This is a genomic window from Arthrobacter sp. 05T47 (assembly GCF_056395825.1).
In genome coordinates this window covers 79,939-100,949 of record NZ_JBFTKG010000015.1, presented here as the reverse complement: position 1 = coordinate 100,949, position 21,011 = coordinate 79,939, and the positions used below count along the sequence as shown (strand labels likewise).

Here is a 21,011-nt window from a genome sequence, read left to right as displayed (position 1 = left end):
GCCAAGCGGGCCCCGGCCACCGCCGCCCGGGACGGCGCCAGGACCTCCGACGCCGGCCCCGGCACGGCGCCGATCCCGGCGCAGCTGCCCAAGAACGTCAAGGCCCCGACGGCGCCGGAAGAGGACGTCGTCTCCGTCCTGCGCGGCCCGGCCAAGGCCATTGCGTCGAACATGGTCACCAGCCTGGAAGTGCCGACCGCCACGAGCGTGCGTGCCATCCCGGCAAAGCTGCTCATCGACAACCGCGTGGTCATCAACTCCAACCTGGCCCGCGCCCGCGGCGGCAAGGTCTCCTTCACGCACCTGATCGGCTACGCCGTGATCCGCGCCCTGTCCCAGTTCCCGTCGATGAATGTCTACTACGACGAGATCGACGGCAAGCCGGTGGCTGTCCAGCCGGCACACGTGAACTTCGGCATCGCGATCGACATGCCCAAGCCTGACGGCACCCGCCTGCTCATGGTCCCGAACATCAAGAAGGCGGAGACCCTCAATTTCGCCGAGTTCTGGCACACGTACGAGGACCTGATCAAGCGCGCCCGCAACGGCAAGCTGACGGCGGATGACCACTCCGGCACCACCGTGTCCCTGACCAACCCCGGCGGCATCGGCACCGTCCACTCGGTGCCCCGCCTGTCCAAGGGCCAGGCCGCCATCATCGGCGTCGGCGCACTGGACTACCCGGCCGAGTTCCAGGGTGCCAGCGAGAAGATCATTGCGCAGAACGCGATCAGCAAGGTCCTGACCCTGACCTCCACCTATGACCACCGCGTCATCCAGGGTGCCGGCAGCGGCGAGTTCCTCAAGCTCGTGCACCAGCTCCTGCTGGGCGCCCAGAACTTCTACGACGAGATCTTCGAGGCCCTGCGCATCCCGTACGAGCCCGTGCGCTGGAGCCCGGACCTGCAGGTGGACCCGGCCGACGAGATCAACAAGGTCGCCCGGATCCAGCAGCTGATCCACGCCTACCGCGTGCGCGGCCACCTCATGGCGGACACCGATCCGCTCGAGTACGTCCAGCGCAAGCACCCGGACCTCGACGTCCTGACCTACGGCCTGACCCTGTGGGACCTGGACCGCGAGTGGCCCACCGGCGGCTTCGGCGGCAAGCCGATGCTGAAGTTCCGCGACATCCTCGGCGTCCTCCGCGACGCCTACTGCCGCACCGCCGGCATCGAATACATGCACATCCAGGACCCCGCCGAGCGCAAGTGGTTCCAGGACCAGCTGGAGCACGCGTACTCCAAGCCGAGCCGCGACGAGCAGCTGCGCATCGTTTCCAAGCTCAACGCGGCCGAGGCCTTTGAGACCTTCCTGCAGACCAAATTCGTCGGCCAGAAGCGCTTCTCGCTCGAAGGCGGCGAATCCCTGATTCCGCTGCTCGACGCCATTATCTCCGACGCCGCCGACGACGAACTCGACGAAGTGGCGATCGGCATGGCCCACCGCGGCCGGCTCAACGTGCTCACCAACATCGCGGGCAAGACCTACGCCCAGGTCTTCCGCGAATTCGAAGGCACCCAGGACCCCCGTTCGGTCCAGGGCTCCGGCGACGTGAAGTACCACCTCGGCACCGAGGGCACCTTCACCTCGGACAACGGCAAGGAGACCAAGGTCTACCTCGCCGCGAACCCGTCCCACCTCGAGGCGGTCGACTCCGTCCTCGAAGGCATCGTCCGCGCCAAGCAGGACCGCCTGGACCAGGGCGAGGCCTTCCCCGTGCTGCCGATCATGGTGCACGGCGACGCCGCCTTCGCCGGCCAGGGCGTTGTGGCCGAAACGCTCAACCTCTCCCAGCTGCGCGGTTACCGCACCGGCGGCACCATCCACATCGTGGTCAACAACCAGGTCGGCTTCACCACCGCGCCGTCGTCCTCGCGTTCCTCCACGTACTCCACGGACGTCGCGAAGATGATCCAGGCACCGGTGTTCCACGTGAACGGCGACGACCCGGAAGCCGTGGTCCGCATCGGCCAGCTCGCCTACGAGTTCCGCCAGCGGTTCCACAAGGACGTTGTCATCGACATGGTCTGCTACCGCCGCCGCGGCCACAACGAGGGCGACGACCCCTCGATGACCCAGCCGCTGATGTACAACCTGATCGAAGCCAAGCGCTCCGTCCGCAAGCTGTACACCGAATCGCTGATCGGCCGTGGTGACATCACCGAGGAAGAAGCCGAGCAGCTGCTGCGCGACTACCAGGAACGCCTGGAGCGCGTCTTCGCCGAAACGCACGCGGCCCAGACGTCCCCGATCCCGATCATCACGGCCGATTCCGCCGCGGTGTCCGATCTCGAACGCCCCATGGCCCAGCAGTCCGATTCCGGTGTCAGCGCCCCGGCCTCCACCGCGATCTCCGCGGAGACCCTGGCACGCATCGGCAAGGCCCACACCGAAATCCCGGAGGGCTTCACCGTCCACGCCAAACTCAAGCAGCTGCTCGAGAAGCGTGAAGCGATGTCCCGCGAAGGCGGCATCGACTGGGGCTTCGGCGAACTTGCCGCGTTCGGCTCGCTCACCATGGAAGGCGTCCCCGTCCGGCTCGCCGGCCAGGACTCGCGCCGCGGCACCTTCGTGCAGCGTCACGCCGTCTTCCACGACCGCGCCAACGGCGACGAATGGCTGCCCCTGTCCCATCTCTCGGACAACCAGGCCAAGCTGTGGATCTACGACTCCCTGCTCTCCGAATACGCCGCCATGGGCTTCGAATACGGGTACTCCGTGGAGCGCCCGGACGCCCTGGTGCTCTGGGAAGCACAGTTCGGAGACTTCGTCAACGGTGCGCAGACCATCATCGATGAGTTCATCTCCTCCGCAGAGCAGAAGTGGGGCCAGCGCTCCTCGCTGGTCCTCATGCTGCCGCACGGCTACGAGGGCCAGGGCCCGGACCACTCCTCCGCCCGCATCGAGCGGTTCCTCCAGATGTGCGCCGAGGAGAACATGATCGTGGCCAACCCCACGACGTCGGCCTCGCACTTCCACCTACTGCGCCGCCAGGCCTACAGCAAGCCGCGCAAGCCGTTGATCATCTTCACGCCGAAGCAGCTGCTGCGCCTGAAGGCCGCGGCGTCCTCGGTGGAGGACTTCACCACCGGCTCGTTCCGCCCCGTCATCCCGGAGCACGCCCAGCTGCAGTCCGACGCCGTCGAACGCGTGCTGCTGGTCTCCGGCCGGCTGTACTACGATCTGCTGTCCACCCGACAGAAGACCGAGAACACCACCACGGCGATCGTGCGGGTCGAGCAGCTTTACCCGCTGCCGGTCGCCGAGATCGCTGCCGAGCTGGCCAAATACCCGAACGCCGAAGTGGTCTGGGCGCAGGACGAGCCGGCCAACCAGGGTCCGTGGCCGTTCATTGGCCTGAACCTGCCCGACGCCCTGGACCGCCGGGTCCGCCTCATCTCGCGCCCCGCCTCGGCTTCCACCGCGGCAGGGTCGATGAAGCGCCACGCGGCGGAACAGGACGCCCTGCTCAAGCAGGCATTCGCACGTAAATAGCGTCATTACTGCCCGGCCGGAGACTGAAACACAACACTCCGGCCGGGCAGTTCTGTTTAATGGACTATTAGTGGTCAGCTTGATGGACAGCGTTGAAGTGAAGAGGTAGTCGTGGAAGATCGGAAGCTGCGGATCGCAGCCGTTGGGGACGAGCTGTTGGCCGGGCTCGGTGATCCGCGCGCCTTGGGCTGGTGGGGCCGGGTCCTGGCCCGCACACCGCAGGACGGGATGGCCCTGGAGTGCTACTCCCTGCCATGCCCGGAAGAGGGCACCGAGGGAATCGCCGCGCGCTGGCTCGAGGAGGCCGGCCGCCGCTTCGGCAACAACCACGAAAACCGCCTGGTGATCGGCCTGTCCGGACGCGACATTGAGTTCGGCCTGTCAACGGCCCGCAGCCGCCTGAACCTCGCCAACATCCTGGACTCCGCCTCCCAGAACAAGATCGAGGTTTTTGTCGTGGGGCCGCCGCCCACGCTTGACCCCGCGCAAAACCGCAGGCTCGGCGAACTCAACACCGCGTTCGCCGACGTCACCACGCGCCGCAAGCACCTGTACGTCGACACTTTCTCGCCGCTGCTGAACCACGAGCAGTGGCGCCAGGATCTCGCGGCCAACGGCGGCACGCCCGGCCAGGCCGGGTATGGCCTGATGGCGTGGCTCGTGCTGCACCGCGGCTGGTTCCAGTGGCTCGGCCTGGACGCACCGGAATAGTCCCGCCGGCGGCGGCAGGCCAGCTGCTGGTTCCACCCTTCCGGGATTTTCGCGATATATCTTGACCTGACGGCAGGCGCGATATATCGTGACTTCATAGTCGCGATATATCGTTAGTCCCCAGCCACCTTTCGCTTTCCGGAGGAACCATGTCAGAGAACTCGTGGACCGTGACCGGCCCGCAGACAATCGACGTCGATGACGTCCGCTCCCTCAAGCTCGGCATCGTCCGCGGCCGCTTCGACATCGTCACCCATGACGAGGATGTGGCACGGGTCGAGGTGTCCGAAATCCACGGCGACCCGCTGTCGGTTTCTGTCATCAACGGCCGCCTGGAAGTCCGCCACCAGCTGCACGGGCCGCAGGGCTGGTTCAAGAACCTGATGGACACCGTCAACAACGGCAGCAGCAATTCGGTGGTCATCAGCATCGCCCTGCCGGCCGGCGTCGAGGTGGAGGCCGGGACGGTGAGCGGCGACGGCATGGTCTCCGGGACCAGCGGCCACGCCCGGCTCAACACCGTCTCCGGATCCGTGCTGGCCGACGGCACCTCCGGGGACCTGTCGGTCAAGACCGTCAGCGGCGAGGTGATCGCCCGCAACCACCGCGGCGTCCTGACTGCCAAGAGCGTCTCCGGCGAGGTCACGGCCTCGGGCGAATTCAGCCATATCCGCGCGAACACCGTCAGCGGCGACCTGAACTTCGACCTGCACGGCTTCACCCAGGACTTTGGCGCCAATTCGGTCTCCGGTGACGTCACCATCCGGCTTCCGCACGACGTCGGAGTGGACATCATCGCCAAGTCCGCCAGCGGCGCGGTGGTTATCGACGACCAAAAGTACGCCCACCAGTCCGGCGGCACGGTGCAGACCATTGCGGGGCCGGACACCAAGCTGATGCTGGTCCGGACCAACTCGGTCTCGGGAAAGACGTCGATCTTCCACGGCCAGCCCACCGTGGACACCGAAACGGCCGGCTGATGCCTCCCGTCTTCGCCCACGGGGCGCTGCGGCTGTACCTGCTCGCCCTGCTCGAGTCCGGCCCCAAGCACGGCTATGAGCTCATCAAGGCCCTCAGCGAGCGTTTCGGCGGCACGTACTCCCCCAGCGCCGGCACCATCTACCCGCGCCTGGGCAAGCTCGAGGAGGAAGGGCTGGTGGCCACCCACACGGAGGGCCGCCGCACCAACTACAGCATCACCCCGGCGGGACTCCTGGAACTGAACAGCCGGCGGGACGAACTCGCCGGCGTCGAGAACGACATCTCGGCCTCTGTGCGCCGGCTCGCCGACAACCTTCGCCAGGACATCCGCGTCAACATGCGCGGCCTCCGGGCCGACCTCGCGGCGACGGCGGAGGCGGCGCGGACCTCGGCCCGTGCGGGTTCTGCCAGCGGAACCGGTTCCGCCGGCGCCACTGGTTCTGCCGCCGGCGCTGGCAGCCCGTGGTACTCCCCGGAGGGCGAACGGCGGCTGAAGGAGGCGGAGCTGCTGGTGCAGGCCTTCCGTGACGACATGCGGGTGGAACTGCGGCGCCACGCCGGGAGCAGCCCCGTCACGGCCGTCACGCTCGAAACCGTCAAGACGGTGCTGGACCAGGCCCGGATCTCGATCCGTAATTCGCTCAATGCCTGACCCCCGGGGCCAACCCGGCCGCGGCCCGTCGCACGGCGCCCCCGGTTCGCGGCACGTGCCGTGATGTGGGAGACTTGAGGGCAGCTCTTTTGAGTACCAAGATTAAGGAGGCCAGCTATGAGCAAACGTGCACGTAAACGTCGTGACCGTAAGCGTGGCGGCGCGAACCACGGTAAGCGCCCCAACGCCTAAGCAAAAGCTTGGATTGAATGCTTTGAGCGAAAGACCCCGGAACCTAGCGGTTCCGGGGTCTTTGGCTTATGCAGTGAGGAGAGCCTCAGGCCGTGCCGCGAGCCTCAGGCAGTGAGCGGTGCAGGGCTCAGGCTTCCACAGTCCGGATCGAGTGGATCCGGTCCAGGATGGAGTTCTTGAGGTTTTCCGGAGCCGCTTCGGTGCACGAACGCTTGACCATTACGCGGATGACGCATTCGAGGTCGTACTGCTCCAGGCACTCCGGGCAACTGTCCAGATGGTTCTTGATCTCTGCGATGTCCTCGTGCGTGAGTGCGCCATCCAGATACTCATAGATACGTTGCATCCGGGCGTCGTCGCAATCGCCCAGTCCCTGGCAGTCGCTCATTTCCTGTTCTCCTGTTTCTTGCTGTCGGCCGCGTCGTTTGACTCGGTGGCGGCCCTGAATCCTCGTTCGGCGGCATAGTCCGCAAGCATGTCCCGCAGCATCTTCCGGCCGCGGTGCAGCCGGGACATGACGGTTCCGATGGGGGTGTTCATGATTTCTGAAATTTCCTTGTACGCGAATCCCTCGACGTCCGCGAAGTACACGGCCAGCCGGAACTCCTCAGGAATCGACTGCAGGGCGCGCTTCACATCAGAATCGGGCAGGTGGTCCAGGGCCTCGGCCTCCGCCGACCGCAGGCCGGACGAGGTATGCGACTCGGCGCGGGCAAGCTGCCAGTCCTCGATGGTGTCCGAATTCGACTGCAGCGGCTCGCGCTGGCGCTTCCGGTACAGGTTGATGTAGGTGTTGGTGAGGATGCGGTACAGCCAGGCCTTCAGATTGGTTCCGGGCTTGTACTGGTGGAACGCGGAAAACGCCTTCGTGTACGCCTCCTGGACCAGGTCCTCGGCGTCGGAGGGATTCCGCGCCATCCTCATGGCCGCCGAATATAACTGGTCCACATATTGCATGGCGTCACGCTCAAAGCGCACGCGGCGCTCTTCCGCGGACTCGGTGGAGACGTCCAGGGGCTTTCCGTCCACCTCGGTTTCCAAGGCGGCAGAACTTTTCGTGGGCGTGGCGTCGTTTCCGGCAACCTCGTGCATGGCCGCAACGGCCGGGTCCATGGTGCTCATTGCGTTCAAGTCTACTGTTACCTTCTGCCGGGCACCCGGAACAGCCGGAAGCGCGAGGCCCCACGTTTGTCCCGAACCGGTTTCCAGTTCCGCCCTGTCCAACACCCGCGTCAAATGTCCGCCTTCCTGAGCCTGCTGGGATCTGCCTTTCACAACCACGCGCTGCGGGCAAATATTCCGCAAAAGTGCAAGACTAGAACCGGTTCTCCCGCAGTGAAGCCGCGGTTCGTCCATCCAGGAGGAAATTCATGTCGTTTGTCCGCTTTCTCGCCCGGCCCATGCTCGCCTCCAGTTTCGTGCTCGCCGGCATGGACAAGCTCAAGAACGCGGACGACACCGCCACACAGTTGTCCCCTTTGGTACGCCGCGCGGCCGACTCGCTGCCGTTCCAGCCCAACGAAAAAGTCCTGGCCCGGGTGATCGGCGGAACCCAGGTCGGCGCCGGCGTCTGCTTCGCTCTGGGCAAGTCCGCCCGGCTGGCAGCCACCGTGCTCGCCGTGATTTCGGTCCTTAACACCTACGTCGAATGGCGCAGCGCGGACATCACGTCCAAGGAGGCCCGCAACGCCCGCCGCAAGCAGCTCCTGAAAAACGTCTCCCTCACCGGCGGCGTCCTCCTCGCCGCGGTCGATACCGCCGGCAAGCCCAGCCTGGCCTGGCGGGCCGGACACCTGGCCGCGGACGCCCGGAAGACAACCAACAAACAGCTGAAAAAGGCCGACAAAGTCGTCCGCAAGGCCGTCGACCACACAGCCGGAGCCTAAGACGGTAATGACTGGCACCACCCCCTCCGCAGCGGCCCCTTCCCACTCTGCCGGCCTGGATACTCCCGACACCGGTCCGCACTGGCCTGCGCCCTTCGCGGCACGGCCGGTCGATGCCACCGTCACCGTTCCGGGCTCCAAGTCCCTGACCAACCGGTACCTCGTGCTCGCGGCCCTCGCGGACGGGCCGTCCCGTCTCCGCGCTCCCCTGCACTCCCGGGATTCGGCCCTGATGATTGAGGCCCTGCGGCAGTTGGGAGCCACAGTCACCGAGGTTCCCGGCGACGGCGCCTTCGGCCCCGACCTGGAAATCAGTCCGATCAGCCTGGACGCCGCGGCGATGGACTCCGCGATCGACTGCGGCCTGGCCGGCACCGTCATGCGCTTTGTGCCCCCGGTCGCGGCGCTGCGCCGTGGCGAATCCCGCTTCGACGGCGACCCGCACGCCCGCAAACGCCCGATGGGCACCATCATCGAGGCCCTGACCGGATTGGGTGTCGCGGTGAGCGCGCCCGACGGCGGAACGACGTCGTCGTTGCCTTTCACCGTCCACGGCACGGGCGAAGTGCGCGGCGGACACCTCGTCATCGACGCCAGCGCGTCGTCCCAGTTCGTCTCGGCCCTGCTGCTGGCCGGTGCACGCTTCACCGAGGGACTCCACCTCGAACACGTCGGAAAGCCCGTGCCAAGCCTGGACCACATCAACATGACCGTGGCCGTGCTGCGGGGCGTGGGCGTGGCGGTTGATGACTCCGTGCCGAACCACTGGGTTGTCGCGCCGGGCCCGATCCGCGCCTTCGACCAGCGGATCGAGCAGGACCTCTCCAACGCCGGACCGTTCCTGGCGGCTGCCCTCGCTACCCGCGGCACCGTGCGGATCCCGAACTGGCCCGCGGAAACCACCCAAGTGGGCGACCTCTGGCGCGGCATCCTGACCGCCATGGGCGCGGACGTGAGCGTGGAGCGCGGGACCCTGACCGTCACCGGCGGGCCGCAGATCAAGGGCGGCGACTTCGACGAGACCAGCGAGCTCGCCCCGACTGTTGCGGCGCTCTGTGCACTGGCCGCGGGTCCCTCGCGGCTGACCGGGATCGCCCACCTCCGGGGCCACGAAACGGACCGGCTCGCCGCCCTCGTCGCCGAAATCACCCGCCTCGGCGGCGACGCCGAAGAGACCGCCGACGGTCTCATCATCCGCCCGGCCACGCTGCACGGCGGCGTGGTGCACAGCTACGCGGACCACCGCATGGCCACCGCCGGCGCCATCCTTGGCCTTGCCGTGCCCGGCGTGGAGGTCGAGGACATCGCGACCACGGCCAAGACCATGCCCGACTTCCCGCAGCTCTGGGAAGCGATGCTGGCACAGGGACCCGCCGCAGATGAGGACACCGCCGGTGGCACGCAGCACTGATTCCTGGGACGAGTCCGACGTCCGGATCCGCCCGAACAAGAAGGGCACCCGGCCGCGCACGAAGGACCGGCCCGCCCACGACGACGCCGTCACCGGACGCATCATCACCGTTGACCGCGGCCGCTACACGGCCGTCGTCGATGAAGGGACCCCCGGCGAACGCAAGATCATCGCGGCGCGGGCCCGGGAACTGCGCCGCAATCCTGTGGTGGCCGGCGACTTCGTCTCCCTGGTGGGGGACGTCACCGGCGAGCCGGACACCCTCGCGCGGCTGGTCAAGATCCAGGACCGCAAGACGCTGCTGCGCCGCAGTGCCGATGACACCGATCCGATCGAACGCGCCGTCGTGGCCAACGCCGACCAGCTGGTGGTGGTGGTCGCCGCCGCCAACCCCGAGCCGCGGACCGGTTTCATCGACCGCGCTCTGGTGGCCGCGTACGACGCCGGCATTGAGCCGCTGCTGCTCGTCACCAAGGCAGACGTCAAGGATCCCGCAGAGCTGCTGTCCAATTACCAGCACCTCGACTTCCCCGTCATCATCTCCAAAACGGCGGACTCCGCCGCTTCCGGCATTGACGCCCGCTCCGACGACGGGCTCTCCGCCCGGCTGGACAAGGACGCGGTGTCCCAGCTGCGCGGCTATCTCGATGGCAAGGTCACCGTGATGCTGGGCCATTCCGGCGTCGGCAAGTCCACCATGGTCAACGCCCTGACCGGGGCCGAGCGGGCTACCGGAGGCGTCAACGCGGTGACCGGCCGCGGCCGCCACACTTCCTCCTCCGCGCTGGCACTGAAGGTCAACGACGCCCCGGCCGGCAGCTGGATCATCGACACCCCCGGCATCCGGTCCTTCGGGCTGGCCCACGTGGACCCCGACCGGATCCTGCGTTCCTTCCCGGACCTGGAACCGGGCACCGATGACTGCGAACGCGGCTGCAAACACGACGCCACCGCCGTCAACTGCGGCGTCGACAAGTGGGTTGCGGCCGGGCACGCGGGACCCTCCGGACCCGCCCGGCTCGCGTCCCTACGCCGGCTGCTGGGCACTGACCCGCGGATGGAAGCGCAGGAAACCAAGGAACTGGGCACCGTGTCCTAGCCAGCCGGGTTCGCGGGCGGCGGCGCAGTGCCGCGGCCTCCCGGCGGCCGGGCCGCTTTGACGGTAGTTTGGAACCATGAGCCAATCCGCTTCAAGCTACAACGATGACCTGCGCCTTGCCCATGTACTGGCAGATTCCGTCGATTCCCAGACCATGAGCCGCTTCAAGGCGCTCGACCTTCGGATCGAGACGAAGCCGGACCTCACCCCCGTCACCGATGCCGACAAGTCGGCTGAAGAGGCCATCCGCGGCCAGCTCTCCCGCTCCCGTCCGCGCGATGCGGTCCTGGGCGAAGAATTCGGCAGCTCGGGCCATGGCTCCCGCCGCTGGATCATCGACCCGATCGACGGCACCAAGAACTTTGTCCGCGGCGTGCCCGTCTGGGCCACCCTGATCGCCCTCGTCGACGAGGGCGAGCCGGTGGTCGGCGTCGTCAGCGCGCCGGCACTGGGCAAGCGCTGGTGGGCTGCGAAGGGAGCAGGCGCCTACACGGGCCGCTCGCTCGCCGCCGCCACACGGCTGAAGGTCTCCAACGTATCCAAGCTCGAGGACGCCTCACTGTCCTACTCCAGCCTGGGCGGCTGGAAGCAGCGCGGGAACCTGGACGAGTTCCTGGGCCTCACCGAAGAGGTCTGGCGGACCCGCGCCTACGGCGACTTCTGGTCGTACTGCCTCGTGGCCGAGGGTGCCGTTGACATCGCCTGCGAACCCGAACTGAACCTTTACGACATGGCCGCGCTGGTGCCGATCGTGACCGAGGCCGGCGGCCGCTTCACCTCGCTCGAGGGCGAGGACGGCCCCTTCGGCGGCAACGCCCTGGCCACCAACTCAATCCTCCACTCGGAAGTGCTCAAGCGGCTCAACCCAGGGCTCGACGACCTCCTCTAGGCTCCACCCTCAAGGATTCCCAAGGGCCCCTGTACGACTCTGTCCCCAGCTTCACTGTCAGTCATGGCGCTGTCAGTCATGGCGCGGAGCGGGCATCGAGTGGCAGGAGGGCAGCCATGTCTGGATCGGTTCACCCCGCGGATCCCGAAACCCCCGACCCCGGCGTCGGTCCGGTCCTGCTGGTCCTCATTGCGAAGTACCGGGACCTGGACATAGAGTCCGCCGCCAGGCTCCACGCCGTCTCCCCGGAACTGGGCCAGCATCTGCTCGCCGGCAGTTCCGCCGTGTCCGGAGCCGTCATCGTGTCCACCTGCAGCCGCTTCGAGATTTACTGCGAGGTGGCGTCCGGGGAGCACGTAGCAGCCGCCTGTTCCGAGGCCCTGGGTACGGTCCGCCTCTGCGCGAACCTCCCCGCGGCGCGGCTTGCGTGCCTGTTCGAGCACTTCTCCGGGGCGTCGGCGGCGGAACATCTCTTCTCCGTTGCAGCCGGCCTGGATTCCGTCGTGGTGGGCGAGCGCCACGTCGCGGGCCAGGTCCGGCGCGCCCTCGCTGAAGCACAGGCTACGGGTACTGCGGGCGGGCTTCTGGTCCGGCTGTTTCAGGAGGCGTCCCGCACCGGCAGGGCTGTGGGGGCCCGGATCGCGCTCGGCAGCACCAGCAGGTCCATAGCATCCGTGGCCCTTGATTTGGCCACCGCCGGAGGAGCACAGCCGTCCCTGGCCGATGCGTCCGTGGTCCTCTTTGGCACCGGCTCCTACGCCGCGTGCGTCGCGGAGATCCTCAGGAGCAAACGATGCCCCACCATTTCCGTCTTCTCCCAATCCGGCCGGGCGGAGTCGTKTGTGGCAAGCCGGGGTGGCACGCCGCTGACGGACCGGGAGCTGCCCGCCGCCGTTGCGCGGGCAGAAATCATCATTGGCTGCAGCGGCACGGAGAAGCGCATCGGGGCAGCCCAACTGGCGGATTGGCGGGATGGCACCGTCCATCCCCTCACCGTCATCGACCTCGCTCCCAGCCATGACTTCGACCCCGGTGTGGCGGATCTGCCGGGCGTTGAACTGATCACCCTGGACTCTGTTGGATCCGCCGCTCCCCCGGCGGACGCCGAGGCGCTCCGCCTCGCCCGCGCCATGGTCCGGCAGGCGGCGCACCGCTTCGAAAAACGCGAGGAACTGCGCGCAGCCGACGCCGCAATCGTGGCCCTGCGCCGGCACGTCCACCAGGTCCTCGAAGCTGAAATGGAGCGCGTCCTGCGGCAACACGGCAGCGCCGCCCAGGCTGAGGATGTGAACCTGGCGATGCGCCGAATGGTCCGCCGGCTGCTTCACCTTCCAACAGTCCGCGCGCGGGAACTGGCCGCGGACGGCCGGCAGCACGACTACGCGGCAGCAGTGGAGGCCCTGTTCGGCCTCAGTGTCCAGCCCGCCGGCGCCCGCACCTTGCCTCCCCTGACGCGTGTTGCGGCGGATCCGCGTGCTTCGTAGGCCTGGTCCGTAATAATCCGCTTCACAATCGCCGGCGCCTTTTCCCCGGCTGCGCTGATGTCCTACGCTCGATGCAGGTCACGAGTGCCAGCGCTAAACCCCGGTTTGCTGGCCGGCAACCCTCCTTTCGCGGTGGGGTGCCCCGGGTGACGACCTGGCCGGTCCGGAACGGACCCGGCAAGCGCGGATTCCCACCATGTGGGGTCCTGGTCGAGTGAGGTCCCATGACAACTGCCATTTTCCCCGCAGCCCCCGAATTCCACGCCGGCTCCGACGCAGCGCGCCCTGACGGACGCCGCGCCGTCGCGGCCCGGCCGCTGGCCGCCGTCACCGGGGCCGAAATCCAGGCCCCGCTGATCACAGGCGGCCACGCCCGCTACGCCAACCTCGACTACGGCGCCTCCGCACCGGCCCTGTCCGTCGTCTCGGCCTACCTGAACGAAATCCTGCCGTACTACGCGAGTGTGCACCGCGGCGCCGGCTATGCATCGCAGATCAGCACCTCCGTCTACGAGAACGCCCGGGACATTGTGCGGGACTTCGTCGGCGGCCGTGCGGACGATTCCGTGATCTTCACCCGCAACACCACCGATTCACTGAACCTGCTGGCCGGCTGCCTGCCGCTGCGCGACGGCCGCCCCGCCGGTGAGGTCCTCTATCTCGACATCGAGCACCACGCCAACCTCCTGCCCTGGCAGAACGTCCCGCACCGCAGCGTCGTGGCCGCTCCCACCCTCGCAGCCACGGTGGACCGCCTCCGGGACGAACTCGCCCGCGGCGGCGTCAGCCTGCTCGCCGTCACCGGCGCCTCGAATGTCACCGGGGAGATCCTGCCGATCCGGGCCCTCGCCGCACTGGCGCACGAGTACGGCGCCAGGATCGTCGTCGACGCCGCGCAGCTGGCCCCGCACCGGCGGATTGACATCGCCGCGGACGACGTCGACTACCTCGCCTTCTCGGGGCACAAGCTGTACGCCCCGTTCGGCTCCGGCGTGCTGGTGGGACGGACCGACTGGCTCGACGCCGGCACCCCGCACCTGGCCGGCGGCGGCGCCGTCCGTGACGCCCGGCTCGACTCCGTCAGCTGGACCACCGGGCCGGCCCGGCACGAGGGCGGCTCGCCGAACGTCCTGGGTGCTGCCGCCCTGGCCCGCGCCACCCAGGTCATCGCGGCACTGGACCCGGAGCAGTGGCAGGCCCACGAGGACGCCATCCGGTCCTTCCTGGTCGAGGGTCTCGAAGGCATCGAGGGCGTGACCGTGCACCGGATATTTGCCGATTCCGAAGCGGGCGATCAGACCGGCACCATCGGCGTCGTGAACTTCTCGGTCGAGGGCTACGACGCCGGGCTGGTGGCCGCCTACCTGTCGGCCGAACACGGCATCGGCCTGCGCGACGGCCGCTTCTGCGCCCACCCGCTGCTCAAGCGGCTCGGCCTGCCCGCCGGCTCCCTGCGCGCGAGCTTCGGCCTCGGCTCACGGCTGGAGGACGCCGAGCGCCTGCTGGCCGGCCTGCAGCAACTGCGGCAAACCGGACTCGGCTGGGACTACGTGGTGGATGCCGGCCGCTGGGTACCGGCCCACGACACCCGCACCTACCCGCATTGGGCGCCGAACACCCCCGGCACCGCCGGTGCCGCCCCCTGCAACCTGGACTAGCGGCGTCGAGCTGGCCGTGTGGACTACCAGGCCTGCGGAATTAGGGCCCGGCGCGGGTGCGGTAAATTCGAAAGGTATCTGAACCAACAGGACCTTTCCGAAGGAGATCGCACGTGCCACGCGGCGAACCCAAGCTGCCCAGCGCATCGAAACTGCATAGCGGACCGAAACTGCACAGCGCATCGAAACTGCACACCGGTCCCAAACTGCGCGGTGAACGGCGCCAGGAACTCGGCCAGAGCTTCCAGGACGGCGGGGAGCACTATGAACGTGTCCGCCCCGGTTATCCGCAGGATTCGGCCGACTGGCTGATCCCGGCGGGAGCCAGTGAYGCGGCAGACATTGGCGCCGGCACGGGCAAGTTCACCGCGCTGCTTGTCGCCCGGGGACTGCACACGGTTGCCGTTGACCCCTCCGCCGACATGCTCGGGCAGCTGCGCCGGACCCTGCCGGCTGTCACCGCCGTCGAAGGCCGCGCCGAAGACACCGGACTTGAACCGGAGTCCTTCGACGTGGTCACGGTTGCCCAGGCGTGGCACTGGTGCGACCCCCGTGTGGCCAGTACCGAGATCGCCCGGATCCTGCGGCCGCACGGCGTCCTTGGCCTGGTCTGGAACCAGCTCGACACGGCGGTGCCGTGGGTGCACCGGCTCTCACGCATCATGCATGCCGGGGACGTCCACAAACCGCACTTCCGGCCGCCTGTGGGCCCTGAGTTCACGGGCCTGGAGAGCCATCTGACACGGTGGGAGGATCCGGTCACCACGGAGGACATCCAGGAGCTGACCAAGTCCCGCAGCTACTACCTCGCGGCATCGGAGCCGACCCGGGCAAAAGTCATGGCCAACCTCGACTGGTACCTGCACGAGCATTTGGGGCACGCCCCCGGCGACGTCCTCAAACTCCCCTACCTGACCCAGACGTGGCGGGCGACGCGGACCTGACGCCCCGGATTGCATGCAGGGCCTGCTGGGCTTATTGTTTCGGTATGCCTAATAATTACTTGTAGGCATCCGTAACTTTGATGCCGGCCCCTGCCGGTGCCGATCATCGCGTCAACGCCGACGCACCAACCACAGGAGCAGGCAGTGCTGGACGTCAAGGGACACGAACAACCGCCGCAGGACGCACGCACCTACAAACATCCGGGTGCCCGCAGGGCGCTGATCGGACTGCTGGGGCCGGCATTCGTGGCGTCGATCGCCTACGTGGACCCTGGCAACGTGGCCGCCAACCTGACCGCCGGCGCGCAGTACGGCTACCTGCTGGTGTGGGTCCTGGTGGCCGCCAACATCATGGCCGTACTGGTCCAGTACCAGTCCGCCAAGCTCGGGATCGTCACGGGCAAGAGCCTCCCGGAGATCCTGGGCGAGCGGCTCAAACCGCTCGCCCGCCGCGCCTTCTGGCTGCAGGCCGAAATCGTGGCAGCCGCCACCGACCTCGCCGAAGTGGTGGGCGGAGCAATCGCCCTGAACCTGCTTTTCGGGCTCCCCCTCCCCCTTGGCGCCGTGATTGTGGGCGCGGTGTCGATGCTCCTGCTCGCGGTGCAGGCCCGGGAAAAACAGCGGCCCTTCGAATTCATCATCATGTTCCTGCTCGGCATCATCACCATCGGCTTCCTGGCCGGGCTGTTCATCAGCCCGCCGGATCCGGGGGCCGCCCTGGCCGGCCTCGTGCCCGGCTTCCAGGGCCCGGACACCGTCCTGCTGGCCGCCAGCATGCTCGGCGCTACCGTGATGCCGCACGCCATCTACGTCCACTCGGCGCTGTCCCGCGACCGGCACCGCCCGGACCAACACCTGCATGTCCCCCCGTCGGCCATCGACCACCTGGTCCGGGCCACACGACTCGACGTCGGGGCCGCGCTGGCCATCGCCGGAGTCGTCAACATCGGCATGCTGCTCCTCGCCGCCTCCACCCTCGGGGGCGAGGACGGCACGGACACGATCGAGGGCGCCCACGCCGCCATCACCGCCAACCTGGGCCCCATCGTCGGGGTGGTCTTCGCGGTCGGGCTCCTCGCGTCCGGCCTGGCATCCACCTCCGTGGGCTGCTACGCAGGCGGAACCATCATGCAGGGCCTGCTCAAGATCCGGATCCCCGTCATGGCCCGCCGCGTCGTGACCCTGATTCCGGCCATTGTCCTGCTGGCCGTCGGCTTCGACCCCACGTGGGCGCTCGTCCTGAGCCAGGTGGTCCTCAGCTTCGGGATTCCCTTTGTCCTGGTCCCGCTCGTGGTATTGACCAGCAACAAGGCCCTGATGGGCCAGTTTGCCGACGGCATGGCCCTCCGAATCGCAGCCATCATCAGCGTCGTGCTCGTCGTGGCACTAAATCTGGTCCTGCTGTGGCTCACGTTCTCCGGGAAGAGCTGACGGTAGGCTTAGGTCTGTGAAGACCAGTACGCCCTCCTCCTCGATCGAGGACTACGTCAAGGTCATCTATTCCTTCACCGAGTGGCAGCGGAAGCCCATCACTTCCTCGCAATTGGCCCAGCGCCTAGGCGTCGCCAACTCCTCGGTCTCGGAAATGGTCCGCAAGCTCAAGGACCAAGGCCTCGTAGACCACAAGCCCTACAGCGCCGTCACGCTCACCAGCGACGGCGTCCGGCTCGCCCTGTCCATGGTCCGGCGGCACCGGCTGATCGAGACGTTCCTCGTCCGGGAGCTCGGGTACCGCTGGGACGAGGTCCATGACGAAGCCGAGCTCCTGGAGCATGCCGTCTCCGACACGTTCATTGAACGGATGGCGGCCAAGCTGGGGAACCCTACCCGGGACCCGCACGGCGATCCCATCCCGGCCGCTGACGGCTCCGTCCTGGTGCCGGCCGCCCACCGCCTGAGCGACCTCGACGACGGCCATACCGGCCGGATCACCCGGATCAGCGACGAAAACCCCGAGCTCCTGCGCTACCTCGCGGCCGAGGACATCGTCCTCGACGCCGAAGTGGAAGTGGTGGGCCGCCGGCCCTTCGGCGGCCCCATGGTGGTACGGATCGGTTCAGCCGCGGCACCGCGCGAATTCGATTTGGCCGAGGAAGTCGCCTCCGCACTCTGGGTCCACAGCGATGCCGCGCACTCGGGCTGCAGCGTCCCCGCCCATGACTGAAACGTGCGCTGAGTGAGGAGTGCCCTGGACCAGCGCCACACCGTGCCCCGCCCCGGCGTTCCGGGCTGGAAGGCCTGGTCCGCCGTCGCCGTCGGCGGGCTGATCGGAACGGAACTGCGCTACGGCGCCGGCCTGGTCTTCCCCGAAAGCACCGGCGCGGTCCCCTGGACCACGCTGGCGATCAACGTGGCCGGAAGCTTCATCCTGGCCACCCTGACCACCCTCTGGATCGCCCGGCCACAGACGGCCTTCTGGCTGCGTGCCGGCATCGGTCCGGGCATCCTGGGATCCTTCACCACTTTTTCGGCGCTGGTGATGGCCATTGACCAGCAGATCATTGCCGGCTTCCACTCCACCTGGCTGGCCTACCTCGCGCTCTCGCTCGTCCTGGGCCTCGGGGCCGCCGCTGTCGGCTGGAAAACCGGCAAGGCAATTGCGGACCTTCGCGGAGGCGCCCGATGATGACGGCGCTCCTGGTCGGTGTCTTCGGGGTGGCGGGAGCGCTCCTGCGGTTCGCCGTCGACTCCTGGTTCGCGCACCACCAAGGCTCCCGTCCGCACTGGCCGTGGGCCACGTTTGCGGTCAACGTCGCCGGCTCGTTCATCATCGGCTTATCCGTGGGACTGACCGGCCACCTGGAGCTGGGAGCCGACTGGCACGCAGCCATCGCGACCGGACTCGCCGGCGGGCTGACAACCTTCAGCTCATGGAGCACCGCGACGGTTCGCCTGGTCAGCGAAACGCGTTACCGGGCGGCGGCGCTGAACATAGGCTCCAACCTGCTCGCGGGTCTCGCCGCCGCGGCGCTCGGCATCTACCTCGCCGGCTGAGGACCCTCTGCCGGCTCCCGGTGGCTACGGGCCGCCGTCGTTCCCGTAAAGTTGAAGGATGGTTACCCGACGTGAAGCAGCCCAGATCCTCGACATTCCGCTGGAAATGGCGCACCGTCACGGCATCCCTTCACGACTGTCCGAGGCCGAGCTCGGCGAGCTGCTGGACAATCCCCCTGCATGGCTGGTCCAGTCCAAGGCGAACCGGACCGGCAAGCGGCCCGTCTGGGTCCAGCTCACCTGCGCGGTCTGCGGGTTCTCCGAGGCTGCCCGGCCCAAGAAGTGGTGGCCGGACTTCACGTATGTCTGTTGCGCCCACCACGAAGCCCGCGACATCCCTGTCCTGGGGCCGGGGCTCGTGCGCAGTGTCTACGACGGCGTCGGCAGCCGCTTCGCGGGCATCGTGGACGCCGCCGTCCCCGAGGCGTAGCGTAAAAGGCGGGGCTACTCCGGGCCCCTGCCGTGAGGGAGAGCACCATGCCTGACAAGACGCCGCACCAGAGTACGACGAAGAAGTCGGTCAAGACGATCAAAGAGAAACGGGCGGAGAAAAAGGCGAAGCACATCGTCGACGCCCACACCGATCAGGTGTCGCACATCAAGAAGCGCTGACACAGCGAAAAGGCCGGAAGCCGTTGCTTCCGGCCTTTTTTGCTGTGTTGTGGGCTCACCCGAAACGGATGATGCGGCGGGACTCCCGGTGGCGCTTTAGTGGACTTGAGATCCTCGTCGGGAAAGCCGGGATCCTGCCCCACAGCAAGAGAGAGGCGCGCTGGACGGTGCGCACGAAACAGACCGGAGGAAAGCCAGTGACTACCACACCGGAGACCGAGGCCCACGGGCCGGTCGACTTCGTACTCCTCGAGTTCCCCATTGCAGGATTGACGGGACGGGCCAGCGAAGAACTCGTCAAGCTCGTCGAGCAGGGCGTGGTCCGCCTCTTCGACCTCCTGGTCGTCATGAAGAACGAGGACGGCACGGTGGAGGTGCTCGAACTGACAGACCCCGGCGGTCCAGCGGCCGGATTCGCCTACTTCGACGGCGCACGCTCCGGGTTGCTTGGCGATGACGACATTGCGGAGGCCGCGGCCACGCTTCTGCCAGGCACGGTGGCCGCGCTGATTGTCTACGAGAACACCTGGGCGGCACCGTTCGTCGCCGCCGTTCGAGAAAGCGGAGGCGAGCTCATCGCGAGCACCCGGATCCCCGCACCGGACGTGATGGAAGCGCTCGACGCCCTGGAGGCCGTCGACGCCGCGCCGCCGGTGGCCGACGCGTAACACTGACGCACAAGACGAGACGTGACAGGAGCAGAATAATGGGACTTCTTAGGGGCATGGCGAGGACAGCGGTGGTTGCCGGGACGGCATCGGCGGTCAGCGGCCGCGTCCAGCGCCGGCAGGCCAATAAGTTTGCCGAGAAGGACGCCGCGACCGCGGCCAAGCAGCAGGAGGCCTACGACGCGCAAATGGCCCAGCAGCAGCCACCCCCACAACAGGTCTACCAGCAACCTGTCTACCAGCAGCCGCCGCCGCCTCCACCGGCAGCCGCTCCGGCCCCGGCCGGAGGCATCACCGACGACGCCATCCAGCAGCTCAAGGAGCTCGGCGCGCTGAAGGAACAAGGCATCCTCACCGAGGAAGAGTTCGTTGCCCAAAAGGCGAAGATCCTCGGCACGTAGTTCCGATCACACAGGGTTCCGGTCAAACGGGTAGGGAGGCGCCGGGAGGCGCTTCCCTTTCCTTTGTCACGATCGTTCTAGGTGTACTGCGCCGGGACGACGAATCCTGCCGGGTGAACCGCGATCCTGATCGCCAGGCCATTGCGCGGCTCGGCGGCAACCAGCGAGCCCACCTTGGTGGCGTCGGTCGAATAGAGGCACTGGAACCATTTGATCGGAAAATCGGTCAATCAGCAGGAATTGGATCACCTGGTCCTCCCAGTCCCGCGGCGACGGGTGGAAATGCTTCTGCTTCAAAATTTCCGTCCACGGAATGTCATTGATGCTGGAAAACACGATGCCCTTCCTTCACAAGTGCGTGCCAGCTAAGTAGGGAGAATCCGTCCGCGAGCCGTAAGGGGCCTTCGGATTCTGGCCCGCACCAATCACCGCGGGTACTACGTTGCAGGCCCGCGACCAGGGCGGCCGTGTTAACGCACAAAACTCCCCGCCAACCGAAGTCAGCAGGGAGTTTTGAGTTCTCGATACGGGGTGGAGCACCCTTGTCGGGGCTCCCATGTGGAGATGGGGGGAATTGAAAACCCGTTATGCCACTTTTCTGGACAATCGTTGTAGCTAGGCTCCCTCTACATTCCGCAGTTCTTGCCTAGGTTTTGTCCACGTCGTTCTAGGTTGTGTTGGCGAGGCCAACAAAGATTCCAACCCAAAGAGAGCCCCACATTCGGATCATCCGAGTGTCGGGCTCTTTTGTCGTTTACTCAGCTGCGCGGCCGGCGGCCGGTGCCGCCGGGGCGTGACGCCAGGACGGCGGCGCGCAACACTTCAAGCAGATCCTCGCCCAGGGCCGCGCAAATTGCTTCGACGTCGTTCGCCGTGAACGCGACCTCGTCACGAAGGCGCTTGGACAGGTATCTTTGCGGCGCTCACCAAT

At 67.3% G+C, this 21,011-nt stretch carries 23 protein-coding genes and 1 riboswitch; of the genes, 20 read left to right on the top strand and 3 right to left on the bottom strand.

The genetic code is table 11. The features are described 5' to 3' along the window. The 5 genes from AC1DEY_RS12505 to AC1DEY_RS12485 all read left to right on the top strand — a co-directional run. Positions 1–3,498, top strand: a 3,498-nt coding sequence (locus AC1DEY_RS12505) for a multifunctional oxoglutarate decarboxylase/oxoglutarate dehydrogenase thiamine pyrophosphate-binding subunit/dihydrolipoyllysine-residue succinyltransferase subunit (RefSeq protein WP_476868202.1), incomplete at its 5' end; no start/stop codon positions are given. 111 nt (positions 3,499–3,609) lie between these two features. Further along, positions 3,610–4,209: a GDSL-type esterase/lipase family protein gene (locus AC1DEY_RS12500; RefSeq protein WP_441407470.1), complete on the top strand. Its 600-nt coding sequence runs from the start codon at positions 3,610–3,612 to the stop codon at positions 4,207–4,209. 149 nt (positions 4,210–4,358) lie between these two features. Next, a complete protein-coding gene (locus AC1DEY_RS12495; protein WP_441407469.1) occupies positions 4,359–5,189 on the top strand; it encodes a DUF4097 family beta strand repeat-containing protein in 831 nt (276 codons plus the stop codon). Then, a complete protein-coding gene (locus tag AC1DEY_RS12490; RefSeq protein WP_476868201.1) occupies positions 5,189–5,842 on the top strand; it encodes a PadR family transcriptional regulator in 654 nt (217 codons plus the stop codon). The genes AC1DEY_RS12495 and AC1DEY_RS12490 overlap by 1 nt, the downstream gene beginning before the upstream one ends. A gap of 117 nt (positions 5,843–5,959) precedes the next feature. Continuing rightward, positions 5,960–6,034 (top strand): 50S ribosomal protein bL37, encoded by a 75-nt coding sequence (locus AC1DEY_RS12485; protein ID WP_104061284.1) that lies wholly within the window; start codon positions 5,960–5,962, stop codon positions 6,032–6,034. A 127-nt stretch (positions 6,035–6,161) separates the two neighbouring features. Here the strand turns inward: AC1DEY_RS12485 and rsrA are convergent, their stop codons facing one another. Both rsrA and AC1DEY_RS12475 read right to left on the bottom strand, forming a co-directional pair. Continuing rightward, on the bottom strand, positions 6,162–6,422 hold the full coding sequence (rsrA, locus tag AC1DEY_RS12480; protein WP_390203920.1) for a mycothiol system anti-sigma-R factor: 261 nt from the start codon (positions 6,420–6,422) through the stop codon (positions 6,162–6,164). Further along, complete coding sequence (locus tag AC1DEY_RS12475) at positions 6,419–7,156, bottom strand: sigma-70 family RNA polymerase sigma factor (RefSeq protein WP_441407467.1); 738 nt, start codon at positions 7,154–7,156, stop codon at positions 6,419–6,421. Before AC1DEY_RS12475 ends, rsrA begins: the two co-directional genes overlap by 4 nt. Before the next feature lie 248 nt (positions 7,157–7,404). On the opposite strand from AC1DEY_RS12475, the gene AC1DEY_RS12470 reads away from it, so the two are divergent. The 15 genes from AC1DEY_RS12470 to AC1DEY_RS12400 all read left to right on the top strand — a co-directional run bounded on the left by AC1DEY_RS12470 (position 7,405) and on the right by AC1DEY_RS12400 (position 20,080). Next, the gene (locus AC1DEY_RS12470) at positions 7,405–7,920 is read left to right on the top strand and encodes a DoxX family protein (protein WP_441407466.1); all 516 of its coding nucleotides are present in this window, start codon (positions 7,405–7,407) and stop codon (positions 7,918–7,920) included. Between the two features lie 7 nt (positions 7,921–7,927). Next, positions 7,928–9,331, top strand: coding sequence for a 3-phosphoshikimate 1-carboxyvinyltransferase (gene aroA / locus AC1DEY_RS12465; protein WP_476868200.1), 1,404 nt, complete (start codon positions 7,928–7,930; stop codon positions 9,329–9,331). Continuing rightward, the gene (rsgA, locus tag AC1DEY_RS12460; protein WP_476868199.1) at positions 9,315–10,430 is read left to right on the top strand and encodes a ribosome small subunit-dependent GTPase A; all 1,116 of its coding nucleotides are present in this window, start codon (positions 9,315–9,317) and stop codon (positions 10,428–10,430) included. Before aroA ends, rsgA begins: the two co-directional genes overlap by 17 nt. Before the next feature lie 76 nt (positions 10,431–10,506). Further along, complete coding sequence (gene hisN / locus AC1DEY_RS12455; protein ID WP_476868198.1) at positions 10,507–11,319, top strand: histidinol-phosphatase; 813 nt, start codon at positions 10,507–10,509, stop codon at positions 11,317–11,319. A gap of 116 nt (positions 11,320–11,435) precedes the next feature. Continuing rightward, positions 11,436–12,803 (top strand): glutamyl-tRNA reductase, encoded by a 1,368-nt coding sequence (locus AC1DEY_RS12450; RefSeq protein WP_476868197.1) that lies wholly within the window; start codon positions 11,436–11,438, stop codon positions 12,801–12,803. A 76-nt stretch (positions 12,804–12,879) separates the two neighbouring features. Further along, a riboswitch (SAM riboswitch) is annotated at positions 12,880–12,993 on the top strand. 34 nt (positions 12,994–13,027) lie between these two features. Beyond that, a complete protein-coding gene (locus tag AC1DEY_RS12445) occupies positions 13,028–14,461 on the top strand; it encodes an aminotransferase class V-fold PLP-dependent enzyme (RefSeq protein ID WP_476868196.1) in 1,434 nt (477 codons plus the stop codon). A gap of 170 nt (positions 14,462–14,631) precedes the next feature. Next, entirely contained in the window at positions 14,632–15,405 is a 774-nt protein-coding gene (locus AC1DEY_RS12440) for a class I SAM-dependent methyltransferase (RefSeq protein WP_476868204.1), read from the top strand. A gap of 144 nt (positions 15,406–15,549) precedes the next feature. Further along, positions 15,550–16,836: an Nramp family divalent metal transporter gene (locus AC1DEY_RS12435; RefSeq protein WP_476868195.1), complete on the top strand. Its 1,287-nt coding sequence runs from the start codon at positions 15,550–15,552 to the stop codon at positions 16,834–16,836. Between the two features lie 16 nt (positions 16,837–16,852). Then, positions 16,853–17,569 (top strand): metal-dependent transcriptional regulator, encoded by a 717-nt coding sequence (locus AC1DEY_RS12430; RefSeq protein ID WP_476868194.1) that lies wholly within the window; start codon positions 16,853–16,855, stop codon positions 17,567–17,569. A gap of 12 nt (positions 17,570–17,581) precedes the next feature. Next, positions 17,582–18,031, top strand: coding sequence for a fluoride efflux transporter FluC (locus AC1DEY_RS12425; RefSeq protein ID WP_476868193.1), 450 nt, complete (start codon positions 17,582–17,584; stop codon positions 18,029–18,031). Continuing rightward, on the top strand, positions 18,031–18,399 hold the full coding sequence (gene crcB / locus AC1DEY_RS12420) for a fluoride efflux transporter CrcB (protein ID WP_476868192.1): 369 nt from the start codon (positions 18,031–18,033) through the stop codon (positions 18,397–18,399). The genes AC1DEY_RS12425 and crcB overlap by 1 nt, the downstream gene beginning before the upstream one ends. Before the next feature lie 58 nt (positions 18,400–18,457). Continuing rightward, positions 18,458–18,829, top strand: coding sequence for a hypothetical protein (locus tag AC1DEY_RS12415; RefSeq protein WP_223979876.1), 372 nt, complete (start codon positions 18,458–18,460; stop codon positions 18,827–18,829). A gap of 47 nt (positions 18,830–18,876) precedes the next feature. After that, positions 18,877–19,011 (top strand): hypothetical protein, encoded by a 135-nt coding sequence (locus AC1DEY_RS12410; RefSeq protein ID WP_390203933.1) that lies wholly within the window; start codon positions 18,877–18,879, stop codon positions 19,009–19,011. A gap of 197 nt (positions 19,012–19,208) precedes the next feature. After that, positions 19,209–19,679 carry a DUF6325 family protein gene (locus tag AC1DEY_RS12405; protein ID WP_476868191.1) on the top strand — a complete coding sequence of 157 codons (471 nt, stop codon included), beginning with the start codon at positions 19,209–19,211 and terminating at the stop codon, positions 19,677–19,679. A gap of 38 nt (positions 19,680–19,717) precedes the next feature. Next, positions 19,718–20,080 carry an SHOCT domain-containing protein gene (locus AC1DEY_RS12400; RefSeq protein WP_476868190.1) on the top strand — a complete coding sequence of 121 codons (363 nt, stop codon included), beginning with the start codon at positions 19,718–19,720 and terminating at the stop codon, positions 20,078–20,080. A 77-nt stretch (positions 20,081–20,157) separates the two neighbouring features. On the opposite strand, the gene AC1DEY_RS12395 is transcribed toward AC1DEY_RS12400, so the two are convergent. After that, the gene (locus AC1DEY_RS12395) at positions 20,158–20,310 is read right to left on the bottom strand and encodes a hypothetical protein (RefSeq protein WP_476868189.1); all 153 of its coding nucleotides are present in this window, start codon (positions 20,308–20,310) and stop codon (positions 20,158–20,160) included. Between the last annotated feature and the right edge of the window lie 701 nt (positions 20,311–21,011).

What these genes read in the sequence shown, in the direction of transcription:
- AC1DEY_RS12495 (WP_441407469.1), top strand. Translation starts at nt 4,359, where the DNA reads ATGTCAGAGAACTCGTGGACCGTGACCGGCCCGCAGACAATCGACGTC.
- AC1DEY_RS12490 (WP_476868201.1), top strand. Translation starts at nt 5,189, where the DNA reads ATGCCTCCCGTCTTCGCCCACGGGGCGCTGCGGCTGTACCTGCTCGCC.
- rsrA (WP_390203920.1), bottom strand. Translation starts at nt 6,422, where the DNA reads ATGAGCGACTGCCAGGGACTGGGCGATTGCGACGACGCCCGGATGCAA.
- AC1DEY_RS12475 (WP_441407467.1), bottom strand. Translation starts at nt 7,156, where the DNA reads ATGAGCACCATGGACCCGGCCGTTGCGGCCATGCACGAGGTTGCCGGA.
- AC1DEY_RS12470 (WP_441407466.1), top strand. Translation starts at nt 7,405, where the DNA reads ATGTCGTTTGTCCGCTTTCTCGCCCGGCCCATGCTCGCCTCCAGTTTC.
- aroA (WP_476868200.1), top strand. Translation starts at nt 7,928, where the DNA reads ATGACTGGCACCACCCCCTCCGCAGCGGCCCCTTCCCACTCTGCCGGC.
- hisN (WP_476868198.1), top strand. Translation starts at nt 10,507, where the DNA reads ATGAGCCAATCCGCTTCAAGCTACAACGATGACCTGCGCCTTGCCCAT.
- AC1DEY_RS12445 (WP_476868196.1), top strand. Translation starts at nt 13,028, where the DNA reads ATGACAACTGCCATTTTCCCCGCAGCCCCCGAATTCCACGCCGGCTCC.
- crcB (WP_476868192.1), top strand. Translation starts at nt 18,031, where the DNA reads ATGACGGCGCTCCTGGTCGGTGTCTTCGGGGTGGCGGGAGCGCTCCTG.
- AC1DEY_RS12415 (WP_223979876.1), top strand. Translation starts at nt 18,458, where the DNA reads ATGGTTACCCGACGTGAAGCAGCCCAGATCCTCGACATTCCGCTGGAA.
- AC1DEY_RS12410 (WP_390203933.1), top strand. Translation starts at nt 18,877, where the DNA reads ATGCCTGACAAGACGCCGCACCAGAGTACGACGAAGAAGTCGGTCAAG.
- AC1DEY_RS12400 (WP_476868190.1), top strand. Translation starts at nt 19,718, where the DNA reads ATGGGACTTCTTAGGGGCATGGCGAGGACAGCGGTGGTTGCCGGGACG.